The sequence below is a fragment of the Pseudomonas sp. KSR10 genome (assembly GCF_022355455.1).
Classification (GTDB): Bacteria; Pseudomonadota; Gammaproteobacteria; order Pseudomonadales; family Pseudomonadaceae; genus Stutzerimonas; species Stutzerimonas stutzeri_E.
The window spans coordinates 38,523-63,585 of record NZ_JAKOEN010000020.1 but is presented as its reverse complement, the minus strand read 5'-3'; the positions used below and the strand labels follow the sequence as shown (position 1 = coordinate 63,585).

Here is a 25,063-nt window from a genome sequence, read left to right as displayed (position 1 = left end):
GATTAGCCCTGAATACCGGTGATTTTGACCTCAGTGAACCACTGACGGTGGCCCTGACGCTTCATGTGGTGCTTACGACGGCGGAATTTGATGATGGTGACCTTGTCGTGACGACCTTGGGCAATCACTTCAGCTGTGACCTTGGCACCATCAACCACCGGAGCGCCGATTTTGACATCGTCGCCGTTGCCGATCAGCAGAACGCGGTCAAAAGTGACTGCTTCACCAGTGGCAACTTCGAGTTTTTCAATCTTGAGGTATTCGCCTTCGGCGACCTTGTATTGCTTGCCGCCGGTAACGATAACTGCGTACATCTGTGTATCTCCGTTAATCCTGCTCACCCAGCGCTTAAGTGAAATAGTTGGTGGCTGGCATGGCTGCTCGGGGCCGGAAGGGACGCCCTTGCAATTGCGTAAGGCAGGGAAATGCCCAGGGGGAAAGTTCAGGGTCCGCGATTGTACGCATCCACCCATGCCGGCGCAATAGCCGGCGGGCCTTGCCTTGACAGTGTCTGACCTGCCCCATAGCATGCCGCGCAATCTCCGAGGAGTACTCGTCCCCGATGCAACCCCAGTCCTTTTACCAAGTAGTGGCTGAAGATTTTGCCGCCGTTGACGGCATCATCCGCAACCAACTGACTTCCCGCGTACCGCTGGTGGAAAAGATCGGGGACTACATCACCTCGGCCGGCGGTAAACGCCTGCGCCCCCTGCTGGTTCTGCTAAGCGGTAACGCACTGGGACTCAAGGGCGAGCAGCTGCGCCTGCTGGCCGCCATCATCGAATTCCTGCACACCTCGACGCTGCTGCATGACGACGTGGTCGACATGTCGGGCATGCGCCGTGGCCGCTCCACGGCCAACGCCCTGTGGGGCAACGCCCCCAGCGTGCTGGTCGGCGATTTTCTTTATGCACGCTCGTTCGAAATGATGGTTGACCTGGGCTCGATGCCGGTCATGCGCATCATTTCCCAGGCCACGCGGGTGATCGCCGAAGGCGAAGTGCTGCAACTGTCCAAGGTGCGCGACGCTAGCACCACGGAAGAGATTTACATGGAGGTCATCCGCGGCAAGACAGCCATGCTTTTCGAAGCCTCTGCGCATAGCGCCGCCACCCTGGCGGGCGCCAGTGACAAGCAGCGCGAGGCGCTCCGCACCTTCGGCGACTACCTGGGCATCGCCTTTCAGCTCGTCGACGATCTGCTGGATTACCAAGGGGACGCTGAAACCCTGGGCAAGAACGTCGGTGATGACCTGGCCGAAGGCAAACCGACCTTGCCGCTGATCTACACCATGCGCGAGGGCACCACAGAACAGGCCGCACTGGTGCGCAAGGCTATTCAGAAGGGCGGCATCGAAGATCTCGAAAGCATTCGTAACGCGGTGGAAACCTCGGGCGCCCTTGCGTACACCGCCCGCCTGGCGCGTGACTATGCTGATCGGGCCATTGCCTGCCTCGAAATTCTCCCCGCCAGCGACTATCGGGACGCCTTGGTGGAACTCAGCCGCTTCGCTGTCGCCCGCACCCACTGAATCAGCCCATCAGCGAGCGCGTCTGGGCACCCTTTTCAAACGCCCCGCCCCTCGATCTGCACGAATACCAGCCCACCATTGATCGACGCTGAGGATTTTTGCGCTTGCATGTTTGCAAATAGCAATTATTCTCATTAAGGAAATCAACTGGAGGTGAACATGACTTATCTGATCGATGCCTGGCTGGACCGACCACACCCCTACCTGAGGATTCTCGACCGCCACACCGGAGCGATATGCGTTTCACTGGAGGGAGACGCCCTGGAGGAGCTTCGTGACCAGGGCGATCTTGACCTGCAGGAGTTGAGCACCAGCGAACCCTGTGTGCTCAAGGAGCAGGTGCGCAACCTGTTCCTGTTCTCCTACGCCCGGGCGTTGCGCCCGTAGCCTTTGGTCTACAGAACGGCCAGCAACTCGACGTCAAATACCAGCACGCTGTGCGGAGGAATGCTGCCGACACCCTGGGCGCCGTAAGCCAGGTCGCTCGGCACATAGAGACGCCACTTGCTGCCAACGCCCATCAGTTGCAGCGCTTCGGTCCAACCGGCGATCACACCGCCAACCGGAAACTCGGCCGGCTGACCGCGTTGGTAGGAACTGTCGAATACGGTGCCGTCGATCAGGGTGCCATGGTAATGAGTACGCACCTGATCTGCAGCACTGGGTTTGGCGCCTTCGCCTGCAGTCAGCACTTCGTACTGCAGACCCGACGCCAGCGTGGTAACGCCGTCGCGCTTGGCATTCTCGGCCAGGAAAGCCTTTCCTTCACCCGCAGCAGCTTCTGCCTTGCGCTGTGCTTCGGCCTGCATGCGCTCGCGAATCACAGCAAAGCTGGCGTTCAGATCTTCCGGGCTGACCTGACTGGCGGCCCCGCCAAAGGCGTCACGAATGCCAGCGATCACCGCATCCAGACTGATGCCCGGCGGCGGGTTCTCGCGCAACTGGTCGCCCAGCTGACGACCGATGCCGTAGCTCACGCGCGTTTCGTCGGTGGTAAGGTTGAGATCGGTCATGCCTGGGCTCCGCAGAAAAAAGGGCCGACAGCCTAGCACAGCTCGCGGCCGGGCTTTGTCTTGGCAGCATTGGCGCGCTCACGGCGTCTGCCGCTTAAATCCGGGTGCGAAGCCAAAGCGCATCGCTTCGCGGAGCCGCATGGGCGTCAGTGTTTGGTGAGCTTGTCCAGATAGCCCATGGCGAAGGCGGAAAAGACAAACGTCAGGTGAATGATCACGTACCACATCAACTGCTCGCTCTCGAGCTGCTGGGCGTCCATGAACATACGCAACAGATGGATCGACGAAATCGCTACGATCGAGGCGGCGACTTTCATCTTCAGCGATCCGGAGTCCATCTTGCCCAGCCAATCGAGCTTCTCCTTGCCTTCGTCGACATTCAGCTGCGAGACGAAGTTTTCGTAGCCGGAAAGCATCACCATCACCAGCAAGCCGCCGACCAGTGCCATGTCGATCAACGAGAGCAGTTTGAGAATCAGATCGCCTTCGCTCAGCGATAGCACGGCCGGGAGGATGTGCCAGATTTCCTGAAAGAACTTGATCGCCAGTGCGAGCAGGGCGAACGCCAGGCCAAAGTAGATAGGCGCCAGCAACCAGCGGGCGGCGTACATGGTGTTCTCGATCAATCGTTCCATCTGTTCTCACTGCGGGCAGATACCGGCAAGCGAGTATACGCAGCGCGACAGAGTCTTCAAGAAGGCGCTGTGCCCAGGTATTTCTCTTGTGGATAGAAATCCAACAAAGTGGCGTTCTATCGAAAACGCCGCTTGCCAAGACACGGACTAGCCGGACCGAAAATCAGGTCCTGGATTCCCAACCGCCCAGATAGCGGGCCTGATTGGCGTTGATCTTGCGCAGCTCCGCGTGCATGTGCAGTTGCCAGATGGAGGGCGAAACGGATTCGCTATAACCCTGCCCATGGAGATTGCTCGCAATCGCCTTTAGCACCGATTCAGCCTCGCGAGGGCCATGGAATGGGCCTTGCGCCTTGATCGCGGTAGGTTGACCGGCATCGATGCCGGCCGCACAAAGCAACGTCCACAAGCCGTTGCCTCCAGCCAGTGGGCGGATAATGCATTCGATACGGGTAACCAGGCCCAGGCACTGGCGATTCAGACAGAGCGTGTGAGACATGACGGCGATCCTCGCGCTAGGTTGCGCGCCGCCATCCTGGACGAATGGGCGGCCAACCTGTTTATCCCCAAAAGTTGTGGATAACCATGTGGACAGAGAGTGGGAACTCTCCTCCACTGCAGACCCGTCGCCGCCCGTATCGTTCCGTCCAGTTATTAGCCAAATCGCGAGGCTTACTCGCTCCGCTCAGTTCCCTTCGCCTGTGCCGTCGCCAGAGCCGGCTCCGAGGCGGCCGCGTCGCCCTTGTTGTCGTCTTCCAACTCGATTTCGGCGATATCGCGCAGACGCTCCACCACCCGGGCGTTGACACTGCCTTTTGGAAACTGCCCGTCCTCGTCTGCGGCACCTACCGGCTCGCCCACCAGCAGCGATAGCGCCTCGTCCACATGACGGACCGCATAAATATGGAACCGCTCCTGGCGCACCGCCTCCAGCACGCGCTCATCGAGCATCAACGTGGTGACGTTGGCGAAGGGAATGATCGCGCCCTGCTCACCGGTCAATCCACGCGCCTCGCAAAGACGGAAGAACCCCTCGATCTTTTCGTTGACGCCGCCAACCGCCTGCACCTCGCCGAACTGGTTGATCGATCCGGTGATGGCGAAACACTGCTTGAGCGGCGTACGCGAGATGGCCGAGATCAGCGCGCAGCACTCGCCGAGCGAAGCGCTGTCGCCGTCGACATAGCCGTAGGATTGTTCCAGAGCGATGCTGGCGGAAATCTCCAAAGGGAATTCCTGCGCATAGCGACTGCCGAGAAAACCGGTCAGGATCATCACACCCTTGGAGTGAATCGGCTGGCCGAGATTGACCTCGCGCTCGATGTCGACGATACCCGAGCCACCCGGATAGACGGTGGCGGAAATGCGCGCCGGCATGCCGAACGCCGAATCGCCGACTTCCAGTACGGTCAGGCCGTTGCACTTGCCGATCGCCGCGCCTTCGCTGTCGATCAGAATGACGCCTGCAAGTATGTCTTCGAGGATGCGCGCCGATACGCGGCCAGTGCGGGTGGCCTTAGCCTTCAGAGCACGCTCGATGTGTCCGACATCGGTCACCTCATCTTTGGCCAGCTGGCGGATGAAATCGGCCTCGCTGACCAACTGGAACAAATCGCCGATGCGCGCCGACAAGCGCCCCTGATGTTCAGCCAGCCGCGCACTGTAAGTGGCCAGGCGCGCCACCGCAGCCGCCGTCAGCGGCGCCATGCCCTCTTCCGAAGTCCGCGTCTTCATCAACTGCGCGAACTGCTCGAGGCTGTCCTCGGCCAGGGGAATCTCCTCATCGAAGTCCACCAGCACGCGGAACATTTCTTGAAAGTCCGGATCGAGATCCTGCAGCGTGTAGTACAGCTGCCTCGAACCGATGATCACCACCTTGACGTTGAGCGGGATGACCGCTGGATTCAATGTCACCGTAGCCAGACGCCCCAGCTCAGCCAGTGGCGACTCCATCTTCAGCTTGCGCGACTGCAAGGCACGCTTGAGCGCCTCCCAGACGAAGGGCTCGCTGAGCATTTTTTCCGCTTCAAGCATCAGGAACCCGCCATTGGCGCGGTGCAGTGCCCCGGGCCGCAGCTGGCGATAGCTGGTGTAGAGCGCGCCCTGATCAGTGCTGTACTCGATCCGGCCGAACAGATTGTCGTAGGTCGGATGTGGTTCGAATACTACCGGTGCACCGCCGTCCAGCGGATGTCCGACCACTAGGCTCGGACTGTATTGTTCCTCTAGCAACTGACGGGTCTGCGCGTCGGGACGATTCTCGTCGACCAGTTGCTCGACCACGGTCTTCAGCAGGTTGACCTGCACGGCCTGCAAATAGGACTCGATGCCGGCGTTTTCGCTGTACTTCTCCGACAGTGGTGCGAGCAGCGGCTGCAGGGCCTGACTGATAGTCTCGTCGTTGAGCTGACGCAGCTGATTGCTCGATTCACGTTTCCACTGCGGCAGGCTGGCAAGCCCTTCGTTCAGATGGACTTCCAGCGCGGAAATGTCTTCGTGGTAGCGTTCGCGCTCAGCTTCAGGCAGCTGGGCAAATTCCGCCTCGTCCATCGATTTGCCGTCTTTCATCGGCGTGAAGGCGATGTTGCTACTGTCGCGGTAGAGCGCGATTTCCTTTTCCAGCGCGAGCTTCTCGATGACGTCCAGCGCCTTGTCGTAGCGCTGATTGAACGCACGATCGATGGCGCTCTTCTTTTGCTGAAAGCTCGGGTGCTCGAACACCGCCGGAAACGTCGCCATCAGATTGTCGATCAACTGTCCGATGTCGGCGATGAACTCCGCGGCACCGCCCTGCGGCAGCTCCACCACGCGCGGCTCGCGTGGCTCATCGAAATTGTTCACATAGACCCAGTCCGAAGGCGTATCCAGACGCTTGCCCTCAGCCTTGAGATAGCGCCGCACGAATGAGAAGCGCCCCGTGCCCGGCTCGCCCATCACATAGACGTTGTAGCCAGGGCGCGGCATCGCCACCCCGAATTGCAGGGCCTCGACCGCACGCTCCTGGCCGAGCACGCCGAGAAAAGGCTCCAGCTCATCGGTAGTCTTGAAGTCGAATTGGCTGGGTTCGAAGGGACGGGTCAGCGCTTCGGGCGCCAGGCGCAGGCCGGCAGCGACAGTTTCGGGCATTGGGAATCCTTGCTGGAGGTGACCTGATGGCCACGATTGATGCCGCCATTCTGGCGATGCCTCCGGCTGGCCGCAAGGTTCAGCAGCGCTTGTTAGGTGATGTCTGCCTGCCGGCACATGCGCCGTATGTGCGCCTCAGTCCTGGGCAACCTTTTCACTCCGGCACAAGCGACACTCCGACCCTGCCAGCACTATCGGGCCGGCACACCGGAGCCCGGTGAGCGGCCGCGTACTGGCTTCCGTGCTCAGGTGCGGTTCTGCGCACGCAACGCATCGCGAATTTCGGTCAGCAAGATCTCTTCCTTGCTCGGTGCCGGCGGGGCAGAAGGCGCTTCCGCCTCCTTGCGCTTGAGATGATTGATTCCCTTGACCGCCAGGAAGATCGCGAAGGCCACGATCGTGAAGTCGAATACCGTCTGGATGAAACGCCCATAGCTCAGAGTGACCGCCGGCGTATCGCCTACGGCCTGCTTGAGCACGATTGCCAGATCGGAAAAATCCACACCGCCAATCAACATGCCCAATGGAGGCGTCACCACATCGGCGACGAACGACGAGACGATCTTGGTAAACGCCGCGCCGATGATGATGCCCACCGCCATGTCGATGACGTTGCCCCTGACTGCAAACGCTTTGAATTCGCTGATCATGCCCATCTGAATCTGTCCCGTTCGAGTGAGAATATGCCGTCGGTACGACCGCCGTAGCGCTTCGACCCTTTGCAGCATAGGTTGGGTTCAACCGCCGGGCCAGACAGTTTCACGACAAACGGAAACGAGGCATTGACCGCGTCTTGATCGCCGTCAAAAGCGATGCGAAGGGGCACAGCTAATGTACGAGCCCTCAGACACGACCCGGAGCGGCACCATGCACATCGAACATCACCCACTGATCAAGGATTTTCCCGAGAAGCGCGAGCAGCTGCACCAGCTGCGCCAGCAAGACCCTGCGTTCGCTCGCAAAGCAGACACCTACGAGGCTCTGGACAAGCAGATCTGCCGCGTCGAAGGCGGTGCGGAAACCCTGGATGACGAGGTGCTCAACGCACTCAAGCAGGAGCGTGTAGCACTCAAGGACGACATCGCCCGCGACCTGAAGCGTGCCAGCGGCAGCTGCTGTGGCGGCTGCTGCGGTTGATCGATGCGTCTCGCTACCGCACCCGTGCGCTCAGGCCCGCCTGACGCGACGGGTGCGGCCATGAACTACCGCGCCGCACGGCCTTGCCGGCAATCTCGCCCTCACCCTTCCTCCCACCAACCGGCCGACCATTCGTTCGACTAGAACAGCCCACCAAATCTGAAGCCTGACCCGACCCACACGAACGCTACGGCTGTGAGCGTGATAAGGACGATATGCACGCCCAGCTGCGGCAGGCGCTGCGCGTCCAGTTTGGGTATCAGCGCCAGTCGCGCATGCACGCCCAGCACGGCAGTGAAGCCCAGTAGCACCAGCTTGGCCTGGACCAGATGAGCGATGGGCGAGTCACCCAGCCATTGGGAGTATGGCAACCATGATCCGGCCAACCAGATGCCGGTGACGATCTGCAACAGTAAGGCCGGAATGCCGACCCGCTCGTAGAGCTGCTCGAATGCGCGCACTGGCTGCACATCGCGACCACGCAGTGCGCCGGGCAATACGCTGCACAACAACACCAGATGGCCACCTACCCAGACGCTGGCACCCAGCAAATGCAGAAATAACAGATGGCGCATGGCGCTGACTCCTGTTCGATTTGTTTACAGTCTGGCGGCTATGACGGCACTTGTGGCTGATGGCGATCAAGTCAGTCGCTATCATGCGACTCCATTCATCCGACGCGGAGTTTCCCATGGCAAAGGCCAAGCGCATGTATGGCTGCACCGAATGCGGCTCGACCTTCCCCAAATGGGCCGGCCAGTGCGGTGACTGTGGCGCCTGGAATACCTTGGTGGAAACCGTCATCGACGGCGCCGCACCACCCTCGGGTCGCGCTGGCTGGGCGGGTGATCAGGCCAATATCAAGACGCTGGCCGAAGTCAGCGTCGAGGAAGTGCCGCGTTTCTCCACGGCTTCCGGCGAGCTGGACCGCGTACTCGGCGGCGGCCTGGTCGACGGTTCGGTGGTGCTCATCGGTGGTGACCCCGGCATCGGCAAGTCGACCATCCTGCTGCAGACGCTGTGCAATATCGCCCGACAATTCCCGGCCTTGTATGTCACGGGCGAGGAATCGCAGCAGCAGGTGGCCATGCGCGCGCGTCGCCTGGACCTGCCGCAGGACCGGCTCAAGGTGATGACCGAGACTTGCATCGAATCGATCATCGCCACCGCGCGGCTGGAGAAGCCCAAGGTGATGGTGATCGACTCGATCCAGACGATCTTCACCGAGCAATTGCAGTCGGCCCCCGGCGGGGTCGCCCAGGTGCGTGAGAGCGCGGCGTTGTTGGTGCGTTTCGCCAAGCAAAGCGGCACCGCGATCTTTCTGGTCGGCCACGTCACCAAGGAGGGGGCGCTGGCCGGCCCGCGCGTATTGGAGCACATGGTCGACACCGTGCTGTATTTCGAAGGCGAATCGGATGGTCGCCTGCGTCTGCTGCGCGCAGTGAAGAACCGCTTCGGCGCGATCAACGAACTGGGTGTGTTCGGCATGACCGACAAGGGCCTCAAGGAAGTCACCAACCCCTCGGCGATCTTCCTTACTCGCGCCCAGGAAGCGGTGCCCGGCAGCGTGGTCATGGCCACCTGGGAAGGCACTCGACCGATGCTGGTGGAAGTCCAGGCGCTGGTCGACACCAGCCATATGGCCAACCCACGCCGCGTCACGCTGGGCCTCGACCAGAATCGTCTGGCCATGCTGCTGGCGGTGCTGCACCGCCACGGCGGCATTCCTACCTACGACCAGGACGTGTTCATCAATGTGGTCGGTGGCGTCAAGGTGCTGGAGACCGCATCGGATCTGGCGCTGATGGCTGCAGTGATCTCCAGCCTGCGCAACCGCCCGCTGGACACTGACCTACTGGTATTCGGTGAGGTGGGGTTATCCGGTGAGATCAGACCGGTGCCGAGCGGCCAGGAACGATTGAAAGAGGCCGCCAAGCACGGGTTCAAGCGTGCCATAGTGCCCAAGGGCAACGCGCCGAAGGAGGCGCCCGCCGGGCTGCAGGTCATCGCCGTGACACGGCTCGAACAGGCGCTGGACGCCTTGTTCGAATAAGACCAACGCCTCAGGACTCGCCGAGCGCCGCCAGTTCACGTTCCAGCAGCGCTTCGTCACCCAGATTGAGCTCCACCAGCCGCCGCAGATGGCTGATGGAATCGACGTCGATGTGCCGGCAGACCAGGCCAATCAGCTCACCCTCGTCATGAGTCGTCTCCACCTCCATGCGCACCTCGGCGTCATCGGCGAGCCGTATCCGTGCCTCGAACGGCTGGGCGGGATCGGCATCCCAACCCGCTGGTCGATGCACCAGCAAGCCCTTCAGCGAAAGGTCATGCAACTCGACCGACCAGCGGCGCTGTCCCTGCACCAGCTCCGTTTCGGCATCGAAGGCGAAGCGCTGAAAGCGCCGACGGTCGCTGCTTGTTTCATTCATCAGAACCACTCCCGAGAATTCTCGTTTAACTATAGGTCAGCCTCACGGCCTTGAGGTCATGCTCAGAGCCAGCGTCGCACGCGCCGCCGATAGGCCCGATACTCATCGCCGAAGGTTCGCGTCAGCAGATGTTCTTCGTGAACGATCACGGTGCGCTGCATGCAGCGAATCAGCAAGGGCAGCAGCAACCAGGGCCAGAGGCTGTTGAGCAATAGGCCGATCCCACAATAGATCAGCGTATCGGCGAGATAGATGGGATTGCGCGAAAGGCGAAACGGGCCGATCTGCAGCAGGCTGCTGGGTTTACCGTAAGGATTGATGGTGGTGCGCTGACGAAACATCGTCAGCGCCGCCCAGAGCATCAGGACGATGCCGACGGCAATCGAAACCCAACCGGCGTAACGCGACAGCTCATGCTCCGGTAGCGCCAGCGGCATCCATTGCGCCAATCCCCAAGCGCAAGCTACGAAGAACAGATAAATCAGCGGCGGCGGCAACATCACGCCAGAAGGGATGACAGTCATGGGGCGCCCAAAGGTATTCGATGGCGCCATCCTACAGAACAGGGAGGCACAGCGCCCGCGCTGGCCAGGGTATCGGCCGAGCGGCGTTGCGCTCATCGCCTCGGTGGACGCTCGGAGGAAGCGCTAGTGCTGACCCGGTAGCCAGCCATGCACCATGGCGTGCTTCATCAGGTCCGCGGGGCGATCGATATCGAGCTTGCGGCGGATGCTCAGCCGATGGGTTTCCACCGTCCGCACGCTGATCTGCAGCGCACGCGCCATGGTCTTGTTGTTGTGCCCCTGAGCCAGCATCAGCAGTACCTCCCGCTCACGCGGGGTGAGCTCCCGCTCCTCGGCGCCGCTGCTGGCCAGCTTCTCGGCGATGCCTCTGCTGTAGTAAGTGCCACCTGCGGCAATCGCCTCGATGGCGACGATGATTTCCCGCGACGGCGCATCCTTGAGCACATAACCACTGGCACCGACTTTCACCGAGGTGTTCACGTACTCCTGATTGTCGTACATGCTCAGGATTAGCACGCGAATGTCGGGAAATTCGTTGCGTAGCGATTGAGTCAGCTCGAGTCCGTTGATGTCCTTCAGACCGATATCCATCAACACCACATCCGCCGGAACCCGACGCAGCAGCTCGATCGCCTCGGTGCCGGAGCCGGCTTCCCCGACGACATCCAGTTCGGGCACGGCCATCAGCAATGCGCGGATGCCGTCCCGAACCAAGACATGGTCGTCGATCAGTACCACCTTGATGCAAGCTTGCGGGTTCATTGAGCGAGCCTCTTATTATTCGAGAAGTCGAGGATTCAACCGGCCCGAGCCGGCAAGGTCACGTCCAGCTCGGTGCCGCCGGCGGCCGATAGCAGGCTGAAACGCCCACCGAAGTGTTCCACCCGTTCGCGGATGTTACGCAAACCGATACCGCCGCCTTTGATGCTGTCGAGCCGACGTGGATTGAAACCAACACCGTCGTCCCGCACCCGCAGGCGCACCGACGCGTCATCGCCGTCCAGGCTGATATGCACTGATTGCGCTGCAGCATGACGTTCGATGTTGGTCAGCGCCTCCTGCAGCACTCTGAACAACGCGACCGCTACCGAATCATCCGGATCGCTGTCGCCGAGGCCGTTGTTGTATAGCATTTTCAACCCACTGCGCTGTTCGAACTCTGCCACAAGCTGGCCAATCGCCGCCGGCAAACCCAGGGTATCCAGTAATGACGGGTGTAGATCGTGAGAGATGCGCCGTACTTCACCGATCGCCCCGGCTAGCCGCTCGACGCCGGCATCCAGCGTGATCAGCGCCTTGGGGCTGTTGATGGAGAACTCATGACTGGCCAGCTCGAACTGAAACTTGATAGATACCAGCAACTGACTGATGCCGTCGTGCAATTCACGAGACACCCGCGAGCGCTCCTCCTCCTGCAGGCTGACTATGCGCTGAGTCAGCGCCTGCAGTTTGCGGTCGGCCAACCGCCGTTCGCTGACGTTTAGCGTCAGCCCGCTGGCAAAAACCAGCAGCACCGCCACCAGCGCGACCCCGGCGATCGCCAGCATGGTGGTATGAATACCGGCCGACACCTCGGTACGCACCGTCTGGATGGCTTGCTCGACATCTTCGAGATAGATGCCGGTGCCGAGCATCCAGCCCCAGCGCTCGAGCATTACCACGTAGGCAAGCTTGTCGGCGAACTGGCCGGTGGAAGGCTTCTGCCAGGCATAGCGCTGAAAGCCATTGCCAGTTTCCGCGCTGCGCATCAGCGCCTGGATCACCTTCAGGCCGTTGGGGTCGGTCATCTCCCATAGATCCTGGCCGACCAGCTCGCGTTGGCGAGGATGCATCAGGTTAAGGCCGCTGCGGTCGTAGACGAAGAAGTAACCATCGCTGCCGAAACTGAATCGCCCCAGCGCCGCGAGCACCTTCTGCTTGGTCTCTGCATCATCCAGGCCGCCGTCGTAGAGCGGCGCAATGGTGCTCAGTGCCATCTCTACGTAGTTCTTCAGCTCAGCCTGCTTGCTGGCCAGAATGCTGCTTTCGATGAGCTGCGCCTGCTGCTCGCCGAGACGCTGGTTCTGTACCAGCACTAGCGCGCAGACCACCGCCACGGCCAGCAGCAGCGGCAGGATGCTCAGCGCGGCGATCTTGTGCTTGAGCTGCATCACACCTCTCCGAGGACCCGAATCCGGGCGTTGGGGACTGCACGTTAACCCAGCCGGTGCGTGACGCCCAGGGCCGACTGGCACTTCGCTACCGGTGGCTTGGCGGACGGACGGCCCCGAACAAAAAAGCCCGGCAATAGCCGGGCTTTCGCTGCAACTGTCGTGCTTAGTTACCGTAGACCGGGAACTTGGCGCAGACCGCTTCGACCTTGCCGCGCACGGTCTCGATCACCGACTCGTCGCCCATGTTGTCGAGGATGTCGCAGATCCAGCCGGCCAGATCGCGACATTCGGTCTCGCCGAAGCCACGGGTGGTTACCGCTGGCGTACCGATACGCAGACCAGAGGTAACGAACGGCGAGCGCGGATCGTTCGGCACGCTGTTCTTGTTCACAGTGATATGAGCGCGACCCAAAGCGGCGTCGGCGTCTTTACCGGTGACGTCCTGCTTGATCAGGCTAAGCAGGAACAGGTGATTCTGGGTACCGCCGGAAACCACGTCGAAGCCGCGCTGGATGAACACCTCGGCCATCGCCTGGGCGTTTTTCACCACCTGCTGCTGGTATGCCTTGAACTCGGGCTGCAGCGCTTCCTTGAAGCACACCGCCTTGGCGGCGATCACGTGCTCCAGCGGGCCACCCTGGGCGCCTGGGAATACGGCGGAGTTGAGCTTCTTCTCGATCTCGGCGTTGGCACGCGCCAGGATCAGGCCACCGCGCGGGCCGCGCAGGGTCTTATGAGTGGTGGTGGTCACCACGTCGGCGAACGGCACCGGGTTCGGATAGACACCCGCGGCGACCAAACCGGCCACGTGAGCCATGTCGACAAACAGGTAGGCACCGACCTTGTCGGCGATTTCGCGGAAACGGGCGAAATCGAGTTGTTGAGAATAGGCGGAGAAGCCTGCGACGACCATCTTCGGCTTGTGTTCGAGGGCCAGACGCTCGACTTCGTCGTAATCGATGAGCCCCTGGTCGTTGATGCCGTACTGCACGGCGTTGTACAGCTTGCCGGAGGAGGAAACGCTGGCGCCGTGAGTCAGGTGGCCGCCGTGGGCCAGGCTCATACCGAGAATGGTGTCACCGGCGTTGAGCAGCGCCAGGTAGACGGCGCTGTTGGCCTGGGAGCCGGCGTGCGGCTGGACGTTGGCGTAGTCGGCGCCGAACAGCTCCTTGGCGCGGTCGATGGCCAGCTGCTCCACCACGTCGACGTACTCGCAGCCACCGTAGTAGCGCTTGCCCGGATAGCCTTCGGCGTACTTGTTGGTGAGCACCGAACCCTGGGCTTCCATCACCGCCGGGCTGGTGTAGTTCTCCGAGGCGATCAGCTCGATGTGGTCTTCCTGACGCTTGGCTTCCTGCTGCATGGCAGCGAAGAGATCGGCGTCGAAACGGGCGAGGGTCAAATCACGGCTGAACATGGCAGTCCTCTGAGAATCAGCTGGCGGTAGTAAAGAGAGGCGCGGATTCTAACCCATCCGCCGGAGCGCGGGTATGAGCCTTGATCATGTGCAACATGAATCGGCCCAGCCTTGATGCTCGGCCAGGACGCTGGCGGAAACAGGTCTGCCGAGGAAGAACCCCTGCACCTCATCGCAGCCGTGCTCACGCAGGAAATCCAGCTGGGCCTGGTTCTCAACGCCTTCGGCAATCACCGACATGCCCAGGCTGTGCGCCATGGCGATGATGGCTCGGGCGATCTGGCCATCCTGCTCGCCCTCTGGCAGACCATCGACGAAGCTGCGGTCGATCTTGAGCACATCAATGGGGAACTGCTTCAGGTAGTTAAGCGAGGAGTACCCCGTACCGAAATCGTCGATGGCAATGGAAGGCCCGAGCTGCTTCAACGAGTCGAGCATGCGCATGGCCTCGCCCACGTCCTGCATCAGGATGCTCTCGGTCAACTCCAGCTCAAGGCAACCCGGGGCGATGCCGCTCGCCTCCAATAGCGTGGCGATCCGCTGCGCGAGCTTGCCGTCGGCGAACTGTCGCGCCGACAGATTGACCGATACCTTCGGTACCGCCCTGCCCTGCGCCTGCCATTGAGAAACCTGTCGGCAGACTTCACCGATTACCCAGTCGCCGACTTCAACCACCAGCCCCAGTTCCTCCAGCGCGGGAATGAAGTCGCAGGGTGACACCAGACCACGCACCGGATGCTGCCAGCGCAACAAGGCTTCGACGCCAGTGAGCGTCCGCCCCTCAGCGAGAAATTGCGGCTGATAATGCAACACGAACTGTTCCTGCTCGAGCGCATGGCGCAAGTCACTTTCCAGCTCCAGACGCTCTAGCGCACGGGCGTTCATTTCAGCCTGATAGAACTGGAAGTTGTTCTTGCCACGCTCCTTCGCGTGATACATGGCAGTGTCGGCGTTCTTCATCAGTTGGCTGATGTCATCGCCGTCCTGTGGGCTAAGGGCGATGCCGATGCTGGCGGTGACGAAGAATTCGCGCCCGGACAACACGAACGGTTCGGTGAGGCTGGCCAGAATGCGCTCGCCGACATGGATCGCCCGAGTCAGGGCCTCGTCCCGCTCCGGGCATGGACGCAGAAGAAAGGTGAACTCGTCCCCGCCCATGCGTGCGACCGTGTCGTCTTCCTCCACGCAGGAAGCCAGGCGCATGGCTACCTCCTTCAGCATGCGATCCCCGGCGGCATGACCGAGAGAATCGTTGATCGGCTTGAAGCGGTCGAGATCCAAGAACATCAGTGCGACCCAGGCGCCGCGCCGCGAGGACAGCTGCAGACTGCTGTGCAGACGATCCTGAAATAGTGTCCGGTTCGGCAATTGGGTCAAGCTGTCGTAGTAGGCCAGGCGGTGAATACGCTTTTCGCTGGCCTTGCGCTCGCTCATGTCACTGAAAAAACACACGTAGCTGACCAGATCATCCTCGGCGTCGCGCACGGCCGTGATACCGATCCAGCACGGATAGGTGTCGCCGTCCTTGCGTTTGAGCCAGAGCTCGCCTTCCCATTTGCCCACCCTGAGGATCTGATCACGCACAAAGGTCATCTGATTGGCCTGCTGTCGATCCGCGCTCAGTGCAGTCGGCCACAGCCCCATCACTTCCTCGCCGCTGTAGCCGGTTATTCGCTGGAAGGCATCGTTGACCTGCACGATCCTTCCGGCCGGATCGGTCACAACGATGGCGGCCGAGGAGTGCTCGAATACCGTCGCCGCGCGGCGCAGCTCCTTTTCCGCCTGGCGCTGCTTGCTGATGTCGCGGCCCACGCACAGGGCGCCGTCGAAGCGGTTGTTCTCGTTCCAGAGCAGCGTGATGCGCAGTTCGATGGCTACCGGCCGCCCGTCGGCGGAAATGCAGTCGAAATACAGCGTCTGGCGCTGCAGGCTTTGCCCAAGCTCGGCAAGAGTCGTCGGATTGAAAGACGCCTTGCGCACCTTGCGCATCAGCTCATAGAAGCGCGCCGCCTGGCGTGGCTTAGTCACAACTCGATCCAGGCCATGCTTCATCGTCCACTCGGCGCTATAACCAAGCACCGTTTGTACTGACGGACTCACGTAGTCGATCTGGACCGCGCTGTCAGTGGTGAAAATGACGTCCTGCAGACTACCCGCCAGCATGCGATAACGACGCTCGCTGTCGCGCAGCGAATGACTGTGCTCGATTTTTGCGGTCACATCGCGGGCCACGCCGATCAGGCGCCAGATCCGTCCGTGGTCATCACGCGAGAGCACTTGCTCGCGAATGCTGAACCAGCGCCAGCTGCCATCGTGATGTCGCCATCGCAGCAGCGCCTCCTGGCCGGCCTCCTCGGTCATCGAGCCGCGCAGAGCCAATAGTCGCCAGATGTATTCCTGATCGTCCGGATGACTAATGCGGCGCCAGAACGCATTGCCATCATCGCCACGATCCTCTTCGCTGTAGCCCAGCCGCGACGCCAGATTATTGTTGCTGAATAGCAATTTGCCGCTCTGAACGTCCTGTACATAGAGCGTGTCGGGCACGGCCCGCAGCACCTCCGACCAGAAGCGTTCGCGCTCTGCCAGCGCCGTCTGCGCCTGCTGCTCGCAGGTGATGTCGCGCATGACCCAAACGAAACCGGAGGGTTGCGCATCGCCCTCCAGGCGCAATGCCCGGCGGGTCATGGAAAAGAGCCGGGGCTCCCCACTCTGCAGCAGGCGTACGGGTTTCAGGCAGATATCGGCATGGCCGTTGCTGGCATCGAAGGCCTGCGCATCGAGCATGGGCAGCAGCTTCTGCAGCCGATAACGCGACACGTCTCGATTGCTCAGGCCGAACATGACCGCCGCCTGACCGTTGAGGTACTGCAACCGACCGGAAAAATCGCTGATCAGGATGCGCTCTTCGATGGCATCCAGTGCGGTAATGGAATAGCGCAGCGCCTGCCAGCGAGGCGCGAAACGTCGAGGCACCAGAAAACGGCCGCAGGCCCGGGCCAAGCGTAGGCCAAGCCCAGCAAGCCACTCGGGACGGGACGCCGGCGACTGAGAGAGATCGGTGTCGGTCACACGTATCGAACCTATCTGGTGAAGCAGCAATAGCCATACAACGGGTGCGGAATGCGAAGAATGCCTTGCTATAAGGCAAAACGCCATCACTCAAAAGGATTGACCGCTGGTTTGCCCTGCCTGGAGCATTCCGGTAGCTTCTGTTTTCGCCCGTCCGCCGCGACGGGCTTTTATCCTTCTTTTCCTGTCACGGGCATTCGTCTCCATGGCTCAATACGTCTACACCATGCACCGGCTGAGCAAAGTCGTTCCGCCGAAGCGTGAAATTCTCAAGAATATTTCCCTGTCATTCTTTCCTGGCGCCAAGATCGGCGTGCTCGGCCTCAACGGCGCGGGTAAATCTACGCTGTTGCGGATCATGGCCGGCGTCGACAAGGAGTTCGACGGCGAAGCCCGGGCAATGCCCGACCTGAACGTCGGCTACCTGCCGCAAGAGCCCCTGCTCGACCCGAGCAAGACCGTTCGAGAAATCGTCGAAGAGGCGGTCAGCAGCATCAAGGATGCCCAGGCCCGCCTCGATGAGGTCTATGCCGCCTACGCCGAGCCGGATGCAGACTTTGACAGGCTGGCCGCCGAACAGGCCAAGCTCGAAGCGATCCTGCAGGCTAGCGATGGCCACAACCTCGAGCGTCAGCTGGAAGTTGCCGCCGACGCCCTGCGCCTGCCTCCATGGGATGCCAAAGTCGAACACCTGTCCGGTGGCGAAAAGCGCCGCGTGGCGCTTTGCCGCCTGCTGCTGTCGGCACCCGACATGCTCCTGCTGGACGAACCGACCAACCACCTGGACGCCGACTCGGTGGCCTGGCTGGAACACTTCCTTCACGATTTCCCTGGCACCGTGGTGGCGATCACTCACGATCGCTACTTCCTGGACAACGTGGCCGGCTGGATTCTCGAACTCGACCGCGGCGCGGGCATCCCTTACGAGGGCAACTACTCCGGTTGGCTGGAGGCCAAATCCAACCGTCTGGCACAGGAATCCAAGCAGCAGTCGGCCCATGAAAAGGCCATGAAGGAAGAGCTGGAGTGGGTGCGCAAGGGCGCCAAGGCCCGTCAGGCCAAATCCAAGGCACGCCTGCAGCGCTTCGAGGAGTTGCAGTCGCAGGAATTCCAGAAGCGCAGCGAGACCAACGAAATCTATATCCCGGCCGGTCCGCGTCTGGGCGACAAGGTCATCGACTTCAAGAACGTGACCAAAGGCTACGGCGATCGGGTACTGATCGAAGATCTTTCCTTCAGCATGCCCAAGGGCGCCATCGTCGGCGTGATCGGCGGCAATGGTGCGGGCAAGTCGACCCTGTTCCGCATGATCATGGGCAAGGAGCAGCCAGATTCGGGCAGCATCGAAATCGGCGACACGGTGCAGGTGGCCTGCGTCGACCAGAGCCGCGAGGACCTGGACGGCAGCAAGACGGTATGGGAAGCGGTGTCCGATGGCTCCGACATGATCCGCATCGGCAATTATGAAGTTCCGTCGCGCACTTACGTGGGACGCTTCAACTTCAAGGGCGGCGACCAGCAGAAATTCGTCAAGGACTTGTCCGGCGGTGAGCGTGGCCGCCTGCACCTGGCGCTGACGCTCAAGGAAGGCGCCAATGTGCTGCTGCTCGACGAACCGTCCAACGACCTCGACGTGGAAACCCTGCGCTCGCTGGAAGAAGCGCTGCTGGACTTCCCCGGCGCGGCCATCGTGATCTCTCACGATCGCTGGTTCCTTGACCGGGTCGCCACCCACATCCTCTCCTATGAGGACGACGGCGATATCGTCTTCTTCGAAGGTAACTACACCGAGTACGAAGCCGATCGCAAGAAACGCCTGGGCGACGCTGCGGCGCAGCCGCATCGGGTCAAGTACAAGAAGCTGGCCCAGTAGCACAAAAAATAAAAACGGAGTCGATAGGCTCCGTTTTTACGTGGCGAACCGCCACTGGTGGCAACTGGCCTGATACCTGATAATCACCGCCTTATCGCCGCCTGGCATGCTCTGCGACGCCAGGTTCAGCAGCAATCGCGAAGGAAGACGGGGTCAACATGGCGGCACTGGGATTACGCGGCAAGTCGCTGCTGGCGCTATTGCTGACTTTCCTGCTCGCGATCGGCGTGGCCGCGCTGGTCGGCCGCGAAGCGCTCAAAGGCGTACAGAACCGTTTCGGCGAAGCCTACGCGCGCAACGCGGTACAGCTCAACCGCGAACGCCTGTTCGCCCCGGTCACCCGTGAACTGGCGTTGGCGCAACGCCTGGCCGAATCGCAAATCACCCGTGCCTGGCTGCTCGATGAAGAGGATGGCGACAAACGTGCCCTGTTTTTCAACGAAGCGGCCGGTTATCAACGGGCACTAAGCGACCACGCCTACTTCGCTGCGTCAGCGAGCAGCAACAACTACTATTCCAACAGCGACAAACTGAGCCCCAGCGAAGCCCCTCGCTATCAGATGACGCCCGACGCCGATGATGACGAGTGGTTCTACACCACGCTGCGTTCGGATGCGCCTTATCACCTCAACGTAGACCGCTCCGTCGTCACCCAGGACCTCAAGATCTGGTTCAACATCGTCGTGCGGGACGGCGACAAGCCATTGGGGGTGGTTGGTTCGGGCATCGGCCTGAACGCCTTCATCAGCGATTTCATCGAGGTCGACAGGACCGGTGTCGAATCCATGGTGCTCGACAGCTATGGCTCGATCCTGATCCACCCCAACCAGAGCCTGGTGACACTCAATGCCGACACTTCGCAAGGTCGGTCGTTGGCCACCAACGTGCTGGGGTTGCTGGACAACATCGAGCAAGCCACCGCGCTGCGGGAAGCCATGACCTTCAGCCGGGAACACCCCGGCGATACCGCCACTTTACAAGTCACGCTGGACGGTGAGCCGCGCCTGCTGGCGATGAGCTGGGTACCCGAGCTGAACTGGTTCGTCGCCAGCGCGGTCGATCTGCGTACTGCCCAGGTCATCGAGATCAAACCGCTGTTGCCTGCCATCGGCGCCGTGCTGATGCTCTTCTTGCTGCTGATCGTCAGCGGCGTCTGGTTGGTCGACAAGCGCGTGCTACGTCCCCTGCGGCAACTGCGCAAGAGCGCCCAGGCGATCGCCGCCGGGCACTACGACGCGGCCCTGCCAAGCCATCGCGGCGACGAGATCGGCGAGCTGAGCGCCGCATTCGGCAGCATGGCGCAGAAGGTTCGCAGCCATACCAGCGAGCTGGAAAGCCGCGTCCAGGACCGCACGCGCGAGTTGGAGCAGGCCAACCGCGAAATGGCGGCGGCACACAAGAAAATCGACGATTCCATCGATTACGCCAGCCTCATCCAGCACGCCATCCTACCCAAGCGCCAGTTGATCGCCGACCTCGACGACCGTCACGCGGTGCTCTGGCATCCACGCGACGTGGTCGGCGGCGACTTCTATGTCTATCGCGCGACCGCCCAGGGCTGCCTGCTCGGCGTGGTCGACTGCGCAGGCCACGGCGTGCCCGGTGCGCTGATGACCATGCTCGCCCACGCCGCGATCGAGCAGGCCATCGCCGACGCCGGTTTGCACGATCCGGCCGCCATCCTTGCGCGGACAGACGGCATCGTGCGCCGAATGCTGCGCGACGACACCACCCAACACGCCTTGGCCACCAACATGGACGTGGGGCTCGCGTATGTCGACTTCGACCGCCACAAGGTGACCTATGCCGGCGCCAAGATCGCGCTGTACTACAGCGACGGCGAAACCCTCGACGAACTGCCGGCCGGCCGCCGCGCGATCGGTGATCGTCGCCCCGGTGAATACCAGAACGCCGAACTCGAACTGACGCCTGGTCGTACCTTCTACCTCGCCACCGATGGCTTCCTCGATCAGGCAGGCGGTGAGCTAGGCTATGGCTTCGGTAACAGTCGCTTCGCCGAGATGATCCTGCGTCACGCGCGCCTGCCCTTGGCCGAACAAGGTGCCGCGTTCATAGCGACCCTGGCCGAGTATCAGGGCGATTATCCGCAGCGTGACGACATCACGATGCTGTGTTTCCGTTTCGATTGAGCGCCATCCACCGGAGTCGAGTTGCCCCATGGAAACCCTTGACCTGTTCGCCATGCGCGAAAGCTACAACCGACAGCAGATCATGCTGTGCTTCAACGGCCCGATCTCACGCAGCCTGATCGAGGAAATCGGCAATGCGTTGCGCAACTACCTGGCTGCCGATCATGCCAACCCGTCATCGGCCATGGACGTGTTCGCCGTGTATATCGAGATGACCCAGAACATTCGACATTACGCCAAAGTGCGCAACTGGGCCGACCAGGAAGCCGGCGCCACGGTGGTGGTAGCGCGCAACGATAGCGACGGCCGCTATGTCGTTTCCGCAGGCAACCTGATCGAGACCGCCGACGGCGAAGCACTGCTCGCCACCATTGAAGAGCTGGCAGGCCTGAACAAAGCCCAGCTCAAAGTCCGCTACAAGGAACAATTGCGCAAACCGCGTGAAGACAACACCGCCAGCGGTGCCGGATTGGGCCTGATCGACATCGCCCGTAAATCCAGCGAGCCGCTGAAAGCATCACTGCAAACCGTTGCCAACGGCCGCTCGTTCATCAGCCTGAGCGCGGTCATCTGACTCATAAGAGCACAATGCACATGAATGATTTCTCCATCGTCGGCAGCCAGTCATCGCCAGCCATTCAGTCCGACTGGGAAAACGGCGTGCTTGCCATGCAAGGCGACTCCTACCCGGAAAACTCCTACGAGCTTTTCCACCAAGTCATCGAGTGGATCGAGCGCTATCTGGCCGAAGCCGGACGACCGTTGCGCCTGGAGTTGCACCTCCTGTACCTGAACACCAGCAGCATCAAGGCGGTGATGGACATATTCGACCTACTCGAAGCGGCTCATCAGGACGGCAAGCCGGTTGCAGTCAATTGGCACTATGATCGACGCAACGAGCGGGTGGTGGAGCTGGCCGAGGAATTCAAGGAAGACTGCACCTTTCCCTTCATGATCCTCAGCGACGAATAGAAGGTCTGTATGCGCGGCCAAAAGCCTCTGGAAAGCCAGGTCCTGGAGTCCTTGTCCGACCCCCGGAATCAGGATCATCCGCTGCATGAAGCGCTGAGCCAGCTGTGGGAAGCGCATCACGCCCTGCTCAACCGGATCGAGCGGATCGCCCGTGTCTCCGACGGCTATCAGAGCATTGTCCGGGACCGCGAAATGACGCTTTCGGCGCGCTTCGAGAAACAGCTGCGGCAGCTGGAAAAGGTCGCGCGCATCTCCGACCGCTACCAGATGATGATGCGCGACCTGAATATCGCGCTGAAAGAGGCCTCCACCCACGACGCGCTGACCGGGATCGCCAATCGCCGCCTGCTCACCGAGCGCCTGCGCGACGAAACCGAGCGGGCCAAGCGTTATTCGCGCCCGCTGTGCATCGTCATGATCGATATCGACCGCTTCAAGGTCATCAACGATGAATATGGCCACGAAGTGGGCGACCATGTGCTGATGGATGTAGTGCGGGTGATGGAAGCGGAAGTCCGCGAGCACGATCTGTGCGGCCGCTGGGGCGGGGAAGAGTTCCTGGTGATGATGCCGGAAACCACAAGCGAACAGGCCGTTCGGGTAATGGAGCGCCTGCGCCAGGCGGTTGCCAAGCTGCGCGTTCGAGTCAACGACGACTCGCTATCGGTCACCGTGAGCCTGGGCCTTGCGCAGTTGCGCGCCGACGAGAACTATTCCAGCACCATCAACCGCGCCGACGTGGCGCTGCTGAGGGCCAAGCGCAATGGCCGCGATCGTTATGAGCTGGCCGACGACTGATTCTGTTTCCCCTAGTCGCTCGCCTCGGCGTGCGACAGGCGCTCGATAATCGTCTCGACGATCTGTTCGGGCGAATGGGTGATATCCACCCTTATCGCCTCTTCCTCGCTGGGTTTTTCCAGCGCTTGCAGCTGGCTGCACAGCAGGCTGGGGTCGAAGAAATGCCCGGAGCGCCGCCGCAGCCGCTCTAACAACAGTGCCTGCGAACCGTCCAGATAAACCCAGACGACCCCCTCGTGGCCTCCGCTGAGCAACTGACGATAACTTCGTTTGAGAGCCGAACAGGCGAACACCCAGTCGTGACCCTGCTCGTGCCGCGTTTCGATCGCATCGCGCATCGCCTGGAGCCAGGGCCGCCGATCCTCGTCATCCAGCGCGATGCCACTGGCCATCTTGCGCTTGTTAGCCTCGCTGTGGAATTCGTCGGCATCGGAGAAACCACATCCCAGGCGAGCAGCCAGCTTCTCGCCGATGGTCGTTTTCCCGCTACCCGCTACCCCCATGATGATGACAATCACTGGCATCCTCGTCGTTGCGGCAATTGTGGCTTCGGAAAAAAGATGGCGCGCGTGCTCGGCAGCGACGCCATCGGCTCCCATGCGGGAGCACTTCCACTCTTCGGTCACAGGGGCGTACCGAAGTTCCTCGTATCGCGAGGTGCCTGCCGGAGCGAGCGAACCGCCAAGGCCCGCGTCGGCATGAGCGGCTTGTCTGCCGCTGGGGAAAACGCTGGCGGCGCACCCGCTGCATACGGGTACGCCACCGACGTCGAGCGGCCTATCGGATCACTGGTTGATCTGTCGCAGATAGTTCGCTGGCTCCGCGCCAAGGTTGTGCAGCATGCGCTCGCTGTACCAATCGACGAAGTTGACCACACCGAACTCGTAGGTCTTCGAGTAGGGCCCGGGCTGGTAGGCAGTGGAATTGATCCCGCGCTGGTTTTCCTCGGCGAGGCGACGGTCCTGGTCGTTGGTGGCATCCCAGACCTGGCGCAGGCGCGCCACGTCGTAATCGACGCCTTCTACTGCATCCTTGTGGACGATCCACTTGGTAGTGACCATGGTTTCCTGCGCGCTGATCGGCCACACGGTAAAGACGATGATGTGATCGCCCATGCAATGGTTCCAAGAGTGCGGCAGGTGCAGGATGCGCATCGAGCCGAGCTCGGGGTTCTTGATCCGCCCCATCAGCTTCTGGCATCCCTGTTTACCATCCATGGTCATGGACACGGTGCCCTTGAGTAGCGGCATGCGCACAATACGGTTGCGCAGGCCGAAGCTGGCATGGGCATAGGGAATCTTCTCGGCGTCCCACTTGGCTGCAGATTCGGCAACGTGGTCCTTGAATGCCTGGCTGGCACGTGGATCAGTGACGTCGTCCCATTCCAGCAGCGAATTGAGCAGTTCAGGGTGCGCACCATTGCAGTGGTAGCACTCGCGATTGTTCTCCAGCACCAGCTTCCAGTTGGCCTTTTCCACCAGGGTGCTCTGCACAGCCACCTTGGCGTTCTCCATGTCGTACGGCTCCATGTAGTGCGACAGAGTGGCCAGGAAATCGTCGATCGCTGGCGGGTTCTCTGCCAGAGAAATGAAGATGTAGCCGCCCGCCGTCTTGCACTGCACCGGCTTGAGCCCGTACTGGTTCATGTCGAAGTCGGCGCCCATTTCGGTGCCGGCGAACAGTAGACGGCCGTCCAGCTCGTAGGTCCACTGATGGTAGGGGCACACCAGCTTGGCGACCTTGCCCTTGTCGCTTGTGCACAGCCGCGAACCGCGATGGCGACAGACGTTATGGAAAGCGTGCACAGTGCCTTCGGCGCCGCGGATGACCAGGATCGGGTTATTGCCGATCTGCAACGTCAGGAAGTTGCCCTTCGCGGGAATCTCGCAGGTCATGCCTGCGATCAGCCATTCCTTGTGGAAAATTTCCTGCATGTCGAGCTGGAATAGCCGCTCATCGTTGTAGAACGGCTGCGGCAGCGAAAACGTCCGTTCACGCGTCTGCAGCATTTCGGCAGTAGCCTTACGCGCGGGTTCGAGCGGATCGCCCAGGCTCAGGTTGGAAGTGACATCCATCGGTTGCTCCTCAAGCCGGCCGCGCCTTGCAGGCGTCTGTGGCTGGCGACAAAAGTGGCTATTCGGTTACTACGCAAGGCGGCGAGCCGGACCGCATCCATATAGTCAATAAGGAAAGCGACTCCGGCGAGACCGCCTTCCCTAGCTCGGCTGCG

At 61.3% G+C, this 25,063-nt stretch carries 24 protein-coding genes; 9 read left to right on the top strand and 15 right to left on the bottom strand.

What is annotated here, in order from left to right; all coding sequences use genetic code 11:
- Nucleotides 1-2: 2 nt before the first annotated feature.
- On the bottom strand, nt 3-314 hold the full coding sequence (gene rplU / locus MCB86_RS17180; RefSeq protein ID WP_003302133.1) for a 50S ribosomal protein L21: 312 nt from the start codon (nt 312-314) through the stop codon (nt 3-5).
- Between the two features lie 248 nt (nt 315-562).
- Here rplU and MCB86_RS17175 point away from each other — a divergent pair, with 248 nt between their 5' ends.
- Nucleotides 563-1,531, top strand: a complete 969-nt coding sequence (locus tag MCB86_RS17175) for a polyprenyl synthetase family protein (protein ID WP_239611630.1) — start codon at nt 563-565, stop codon at nt 1,529-1,531.
- 159 nt (nt 1,532-1,690) lie between these two features.
- On the top strand, nt 1,691-1,918 hold the full coding sequence (locus tag MCB86_RS17170) for a hypothetical protein (protein WP_045160683.1): 228 nt from the start codon (nt 1,691-1,693) through the stop codon (nt 1,916-1,918).
- Nucleotides 1,919-1,926: 8 nt separating this feature from the next.
- Here the strand turns inward: MCB86_RS17170 and MCB86_RS17165 are convergent, their stop codons facing one another.
- The 5 genes from MCB86_RS17165 to mscL all read right to left on the bottom strand — a co-directional run bounded on the left by MCB86_RS17165 (nt 1,927) and on the right by mscL (nt 6,961).
- Complete coding sequence (locus MCB86_RS17165) at nt 1,927-2,544, bottom strand: FKBP-type peptidyl-prolyl cis-trans isomerase (RefSeq protein WP_045160682.1); 618 nt, start codon at nt 2,542-2,544, stop codon at nt 1,927-1,929.
- Between the two features lie 146 nt (nt 2,545-2,690).
- Complete coding sequence (locus MCB86_RS17160) at nt 2,691-3,179, bottom strand: TIGR00645 family protein (RefSeq protein WP_019339708.1); 489 nt, start codon at nt 3,177-3,179, stop codon at nt 2,691-2,693.
- A 163-nt stretch (nt 3,180-3,342) separates the two neighbouring features.
- Nucleotides 3,343-3,678, bottom strand: a complete 336-nt coding sequence (locus MCB86_RS17155; RefSeq protein ID WP_239611629.1) for a hypothetical protein — start codon at nt 3,676-3,678, stop codon at nt 3,343-3,345.
- A 173-nt stretch (nt 3,679-3,851) separates the two neighbouring features.
- Complete coding sequence (locus tag MCB86_RS17150; RefSeq protein WP_045160678.1) at nt 3,852-6,305, bottom strand: ATP-binding protein; 2,454 nt, start codon at nt 6,303-6,305, stop codon at nt 3,852-3,854.
- A gap of 245 nt (nt 6,306-6,550) precedes the next feature.
- Nucleotides 6,551-6,961 (bottom strand): large-conductance mechanosensitive channel protein MscL, encoded by a 411-nt coding sequence (gene mscL, locus MCB86_RS17145; protein WP_045160677.1) that lies wholly within the window; start codon nt 6,959-6,961, stop codon nt 6,551-6,553.
- A gap of 211 nt (nt 6,962-7,172) precedes the next feature.
- Between mscL and MCB86_RS17140 the strand changes: the two genes are divergently transcribed.
- Nucleotides 7,173-7,442 (top strand): DUF465 domain-containing protein, encoded by a 270-nt coding sequence (locus MCB86_RS17140; RefSeq protein ID WP_239611628.1) that lies wholly within the window; start codon nt 7,173-7,175, stop codon nt 7,440-7,442.
- A 140-nt stretch (nt 7,443-7,582) separates the two neighbouring features.
- Here MCB86_RS17140 and MCB86_RS17135 read toward each other — a convergent pair whose 3' ends face one another.
- The gene (locus MCB86_RS17135) at nt 7,583-8,017 is read right to left on the bottom strand and encodes a CopD family protein (RefSeq protein ID WP_045160675.1); all 435 of its coding nucleotides are present in this window, start codon (nt 8,015-8,017) and stop codon (nt 7,583-7,585) included.
- A gap of 116 nt (nt 8,018-8,133) precedes the next feature.
- On the opposite strand from MCB86_RS17135, the gene radA reads away from it, so the two are divergent.
- Nucleotides 8,134-9,495 (top strand): DNA repair protein RadA, encoded by a 1,362-nt coding sequence (gene radA, locus MCB86_RS17130; protein WP_045160674.1) that lies wholly within the window; start codon nt 8,134-8,136, stop codon nt 9,493-9,495.
- 10 nt (nt 9,496-9,505) lie between these two features.
- On the opposite strand, the gene MCB86_RS17125 is transcribed toward radA, so the two are convergent.
- The 6 genes from MCB86_RS17125 to MCB86_RS17100 form a co-directional block, all read right to left on the bottom strand.
- The gene (locus MCB86_RS17125; protein ID WP_239611627.1) at nt 9,506-9,874 is read right to left on the bottom strand and encodes a PilZ domain-containing protein; all 369 of its coding nucleotides are present in this window, start codon (nt 9,872-9,874) and stop codon (nt 9,506-9,508) included.
- A 62-nt stretch (nt 9,875-9,936) separates the two neighbouring features.
- On the bottom strand, nt 9,937-10,398 hold the full coding sequence (locus MCB86_RS17120) for an isoprenylcysteine carboxylmethyltransferase family protein (protein ID WP_239611626.1): 462 nt from the start codon (nt 10,396-10,398) through the stop codon (nt 9,937-9,939).
- 123 nt (nt 10,399-10,521) lie between these two features.
- The gene (locus MCB86_RS17115; RefSeq protein ID WP_239611625.1) at nt 10,522-11,160 is read right to left on the bottom strand and encodes a response regulator transcription factor; all 639 of its coding nucleotides are present in this window, start codon (nt 11,158-11,160) and stop codon (nt 10,522-10,524) included.
- A 35-nt stretch (nt 11,161-11,195) separates the two neighbouring features.
- On the bottom strand, nt 11,196-12,548 hold the full coding sequence (locus MCB86_RS17110) for a cache domain-containing protein (protein WP_239611624.1): 1,353 nt from the start codon (nt 12,546-12,548) through the stop codon (nt 11,196-11,198).
- 166 nt (nt 12,549-12,714) lie between these two features.
- Complete coding sequence (gene glyA, locus MCB86_RS17105) at nt 12,715-13,968, bottom strand: serine hydroxymethyltransferase (protein ID WP_045160669.1); 1,254 nt, start codon at nt 13,966-13,968, stop codon at nt 12,715-12,717.
- 84 nt (nt 13,969-14,052) lie between these two features.
- A complete protein-coding gene (locus tag MCB86_RS17100) occupies nt 14,053-17,040 on the bottom strand; it encodes an EAL domain-containing protein (RefSeq protein ID WP_239611623.1) in 2,988 nt (995 codons plus the stop codon).
- A 205-nt stretch (nt 17,041-17,245) separates the two neighbouring features.
- On the opposite strand from MCB86_RS17100, the gene ettA reads away from it, so the two are divergent.
- From ettA to siaD, 5 genes are all read left to right on the top strand, one after another.
- Nucleotides 17,246-18,913 (top strand): energy-dependent translational throttle protein EttA, encoded by a 1,668-nt coding sequence (ettA, locus tag MCB86_RS17095; RefSeq protein WP_239611622.1) that lies wholly within the window; start codon nt 17,246-17,248, stop codon nt 18,911-18,913.
- A gap of 158 nt (nt 18,914-19,071) precedes the next feature.
- Nucleotides 19,072-21,063: a biofilm regulation protein phosphatase SiaA gene (gene siaA, locus MCB86_RS17090; protein WP_239611621.1), complete on the top strand. Its 1,992-nt coding sequence runs from the start codon at nt 19,072-19,074 to the stop codon at nt 21,061-21,063.
- Between the two features lie 28 nt (nt 21,064-21,091).
- A complete protein-coding gene (siaB, locus tag MCB86_RS17085; protein ID WP_045160665.1) occupies nt 21,092-21,637 on the top strand; it encodes a biofilm regulation protein kinase SiaB in 546 nt (181 codons plus the stop codon).
- A gap of 20 nt (nt 21,638-21,657) precedes the next feature.
- Nucleotides 21,658-22,035 (top strand): biofilm regulation phosphoprotein SiaC, encoded by a 378-nt coding sequence (gene siaC, locus MCB86_RS17080; RefSeq protein ID WP_045160664.1) that lies wholly within the window; start codon nt 21,658-21,660, stop codon nt 22,033-22,035.
- A gap of 9 nt (nt 22,036-22,044) precedes the next feature.
- Complete coding sequence (gene siaD / locus MCB86_RS17075; protein ID WP_045160663.1) at nt 22,045-22,833, top strand: biofilm regulation diguanylate cyclase SiaD; 789 nt, start codon at nt 22,045-22,047, stop codon at nt 22,831-22,833.
- Between the two features lie 11 nt (nt 22,834-22,844).
- On the opposite strand, the gene MCB86_RS17070 is transcribed toward siaD, so the two are convergent.
- Both MCB86_RS17070 and gbcA read right to left on the bottom strand, forming a co-directional pair.
- A complete protein-coding gene (locus MCB86_RS17070; RefSeq protein ID WP_345772244.1) occupies nt 22,845-23,357 on the bottom strand; it encodes a gluconokinase in 513 nt (170 codons plus the stop codon).
- A 261-nt stretch (nt 23,358-23,618) separates the two neighbouring features.
- Nucleotides 23,619-24,908: a glycine-betaine demethylase subunit GbcA gene (gbcA, locus tag MCB86_RS17065; protein WP_045160662.1), complete on the bottom strand. Its 1,290-nt coding sequence runs from the start codon at nt 24,906-24,908 to the stop codon at nt 23,619-23,621.
- Nucleotides 24,909-25,063 lie beyond the last annotated feature (155 nt).

Excerpts from the sequence above, each read along its gene's own strand:
- rplU (WP_003302133.1), bottom strand. The coding sequence starts at position 314 with ATGTACGCAGTTATCGTTACCGGCGGCAAGCAATACAAGGTCGCCGAA.
- MCB86_RS17170 (WP_045160683.1), top strand. The coding sequence starts at position 1,691 with ATGACTTATCTGATCGATGCCTGGCTGGACCGACCACACCCCTACCTG.
- siaC (WP_045160664.1), top strand. The coding sequence starts at position 21,658 with ATGAATGATTTCTCCATCGTCGGCAGCCAGTCATCGCCAGCCATTCAG.
- MCB86_RS17160 (WP_019339708.1), bottom strand. The coding sequence starts at position 3,179 with ATGGAACGATTGATCGAGAACACCATGTACGCCGCCCGCTGGTTGCTG.
- MCB86_RS17110 (WP_239611624.1), bottom strand. The coding sequence starts at position 12,548 with ATGCAGCTCAAGCACAAGATCGCCGCGCTGAGCATCCTGCCGCTGCTG.
- ettA (WP_239611622.1), top strand. The coding sequence starts at position 17,246 with ATGGCTCAATACGTCTACACCATGCACCGGCTGAGCAAAGTCGTTCCG.
- MCB86_RS17150 (WP_045160678.1), bottom strand. The coding sequence starts at position 6,305 with ATGCCCGAAACTGTCGCTGCCGGCCTGCGCCTGGCGCCCGAAGCGCTG.
- MCB86_RS17125 (WP_239611627.1), bottom strand. The coding sequence starts at position 9,874 with ATGAATGAAACAAGCAGCGACCGTCGGCGCTTTCAGCGCTTCGCCTTC.
- gbcA (WP_045160662.1), bottom strand. The coding sequence starts at position 24,908 with ATGGATGTCACTTCCAACCTGAGCCTGGGCGATCCGCTCGAACCCGCG.
- MCB86_RS17070 (WP_345772244.1), bottom strand. The coding sequence starts at position 23,357 with ATGCCAGTGATTGTCATCATCATGGGGGTAGCGGGTAGCGGGAAAACG.
- mscL (WP_045160677.1), bottom strand. The coding sequence starts at position 6,961 with ATGGGCATGATCAGCGAATTCAAAGCGTTTGCAGTCAGGGGCAACGTC.
- glyA (WP_045160669.1), bottom strand. The coding sequence starts at position 13,968 with ATGTTCAGCCGTGATTTGACCCTCGCCCGTTTCGACGCCGATCTCTTC.
- MCB86_RS17165 (WP_045160682.1), bottom strand. The coding sequence starts at position 2,544 with ATGACCGATCTCAACCTTACCACCGACGAAACGCGCGTGAGCTACGGC.
- MCB86_RS17135 (WP_045160675.1), bottom strand. The coding sequence starts at position 8,017 with ATGCGCCATCTGTTATTTCTGCATTTGCTGGGTGCCAGCGTCTGGGTA.
- MCB86_RS17155 (WP_239611629.1), bottom strand. The coding sequence starts at position 3,678 with ATGTCTCACACGCTCTGTCTGAATCGCCAGTGCCTGGGCCTGGTTACC.
- MCB86_RS17140 (WP_239611628.1), top strand. The coding sequence starts at position 7,173 with ATGCACATCGAACATCACCCACTGATCAAGGATTTTCCCGAGAAGCGC.
- siaA (WP_239611621.1), top strand. The coding sequence starts at position 19,072 with ATGGCGGCACTGGGATTACGCGGCAAGTCGCTGCTGGCGCTATTGCTG.
- radA (WP_045160674.1), top strand. The coding sequence starts at position 8,134 with ATGGCAAAGGCCAAGCGCATGTATGGCTGCACCGAATGCGGCTCGACC.
- siaB (WP_045160665.1), top strand. The coding sequence starts at position 21,092 with ATGGAAACCCTTGACCTGTTCGCCATGCGCGAAAGCTACAACCGACAG.
- MCB86_RS17120 (WP_239611626.1), bottom strand. The coding sequence starts at position 10,398 with ATGACTGTCATCCCTTCTGGCGTGATGTTGCCGCCGCCGCTGATTTAT.
- MCB86_RS17115 (WP_239611625.1), bottom strand. The coding sequence starts at position 11,160 with ATGAACCCGCAAGCTTGCATCAAGGTGGTACTGATCGACGACCATGTC.
- siaD (WP_045160663.1), top strand. The coding sequence starts at position 22,045 with ATGCGCGGCCAAAAGCCTCTGGAAAGCCAGGTCCTGGAGTCCTTGTCC.
- MCB86_RS17175 (WP_239611630.1), top strand. The coding sequence starts at position 563 with ATGCAACCCCAGTCCTTTTACCAAGTAGTGGCTGAAGATTTTGCCGCC.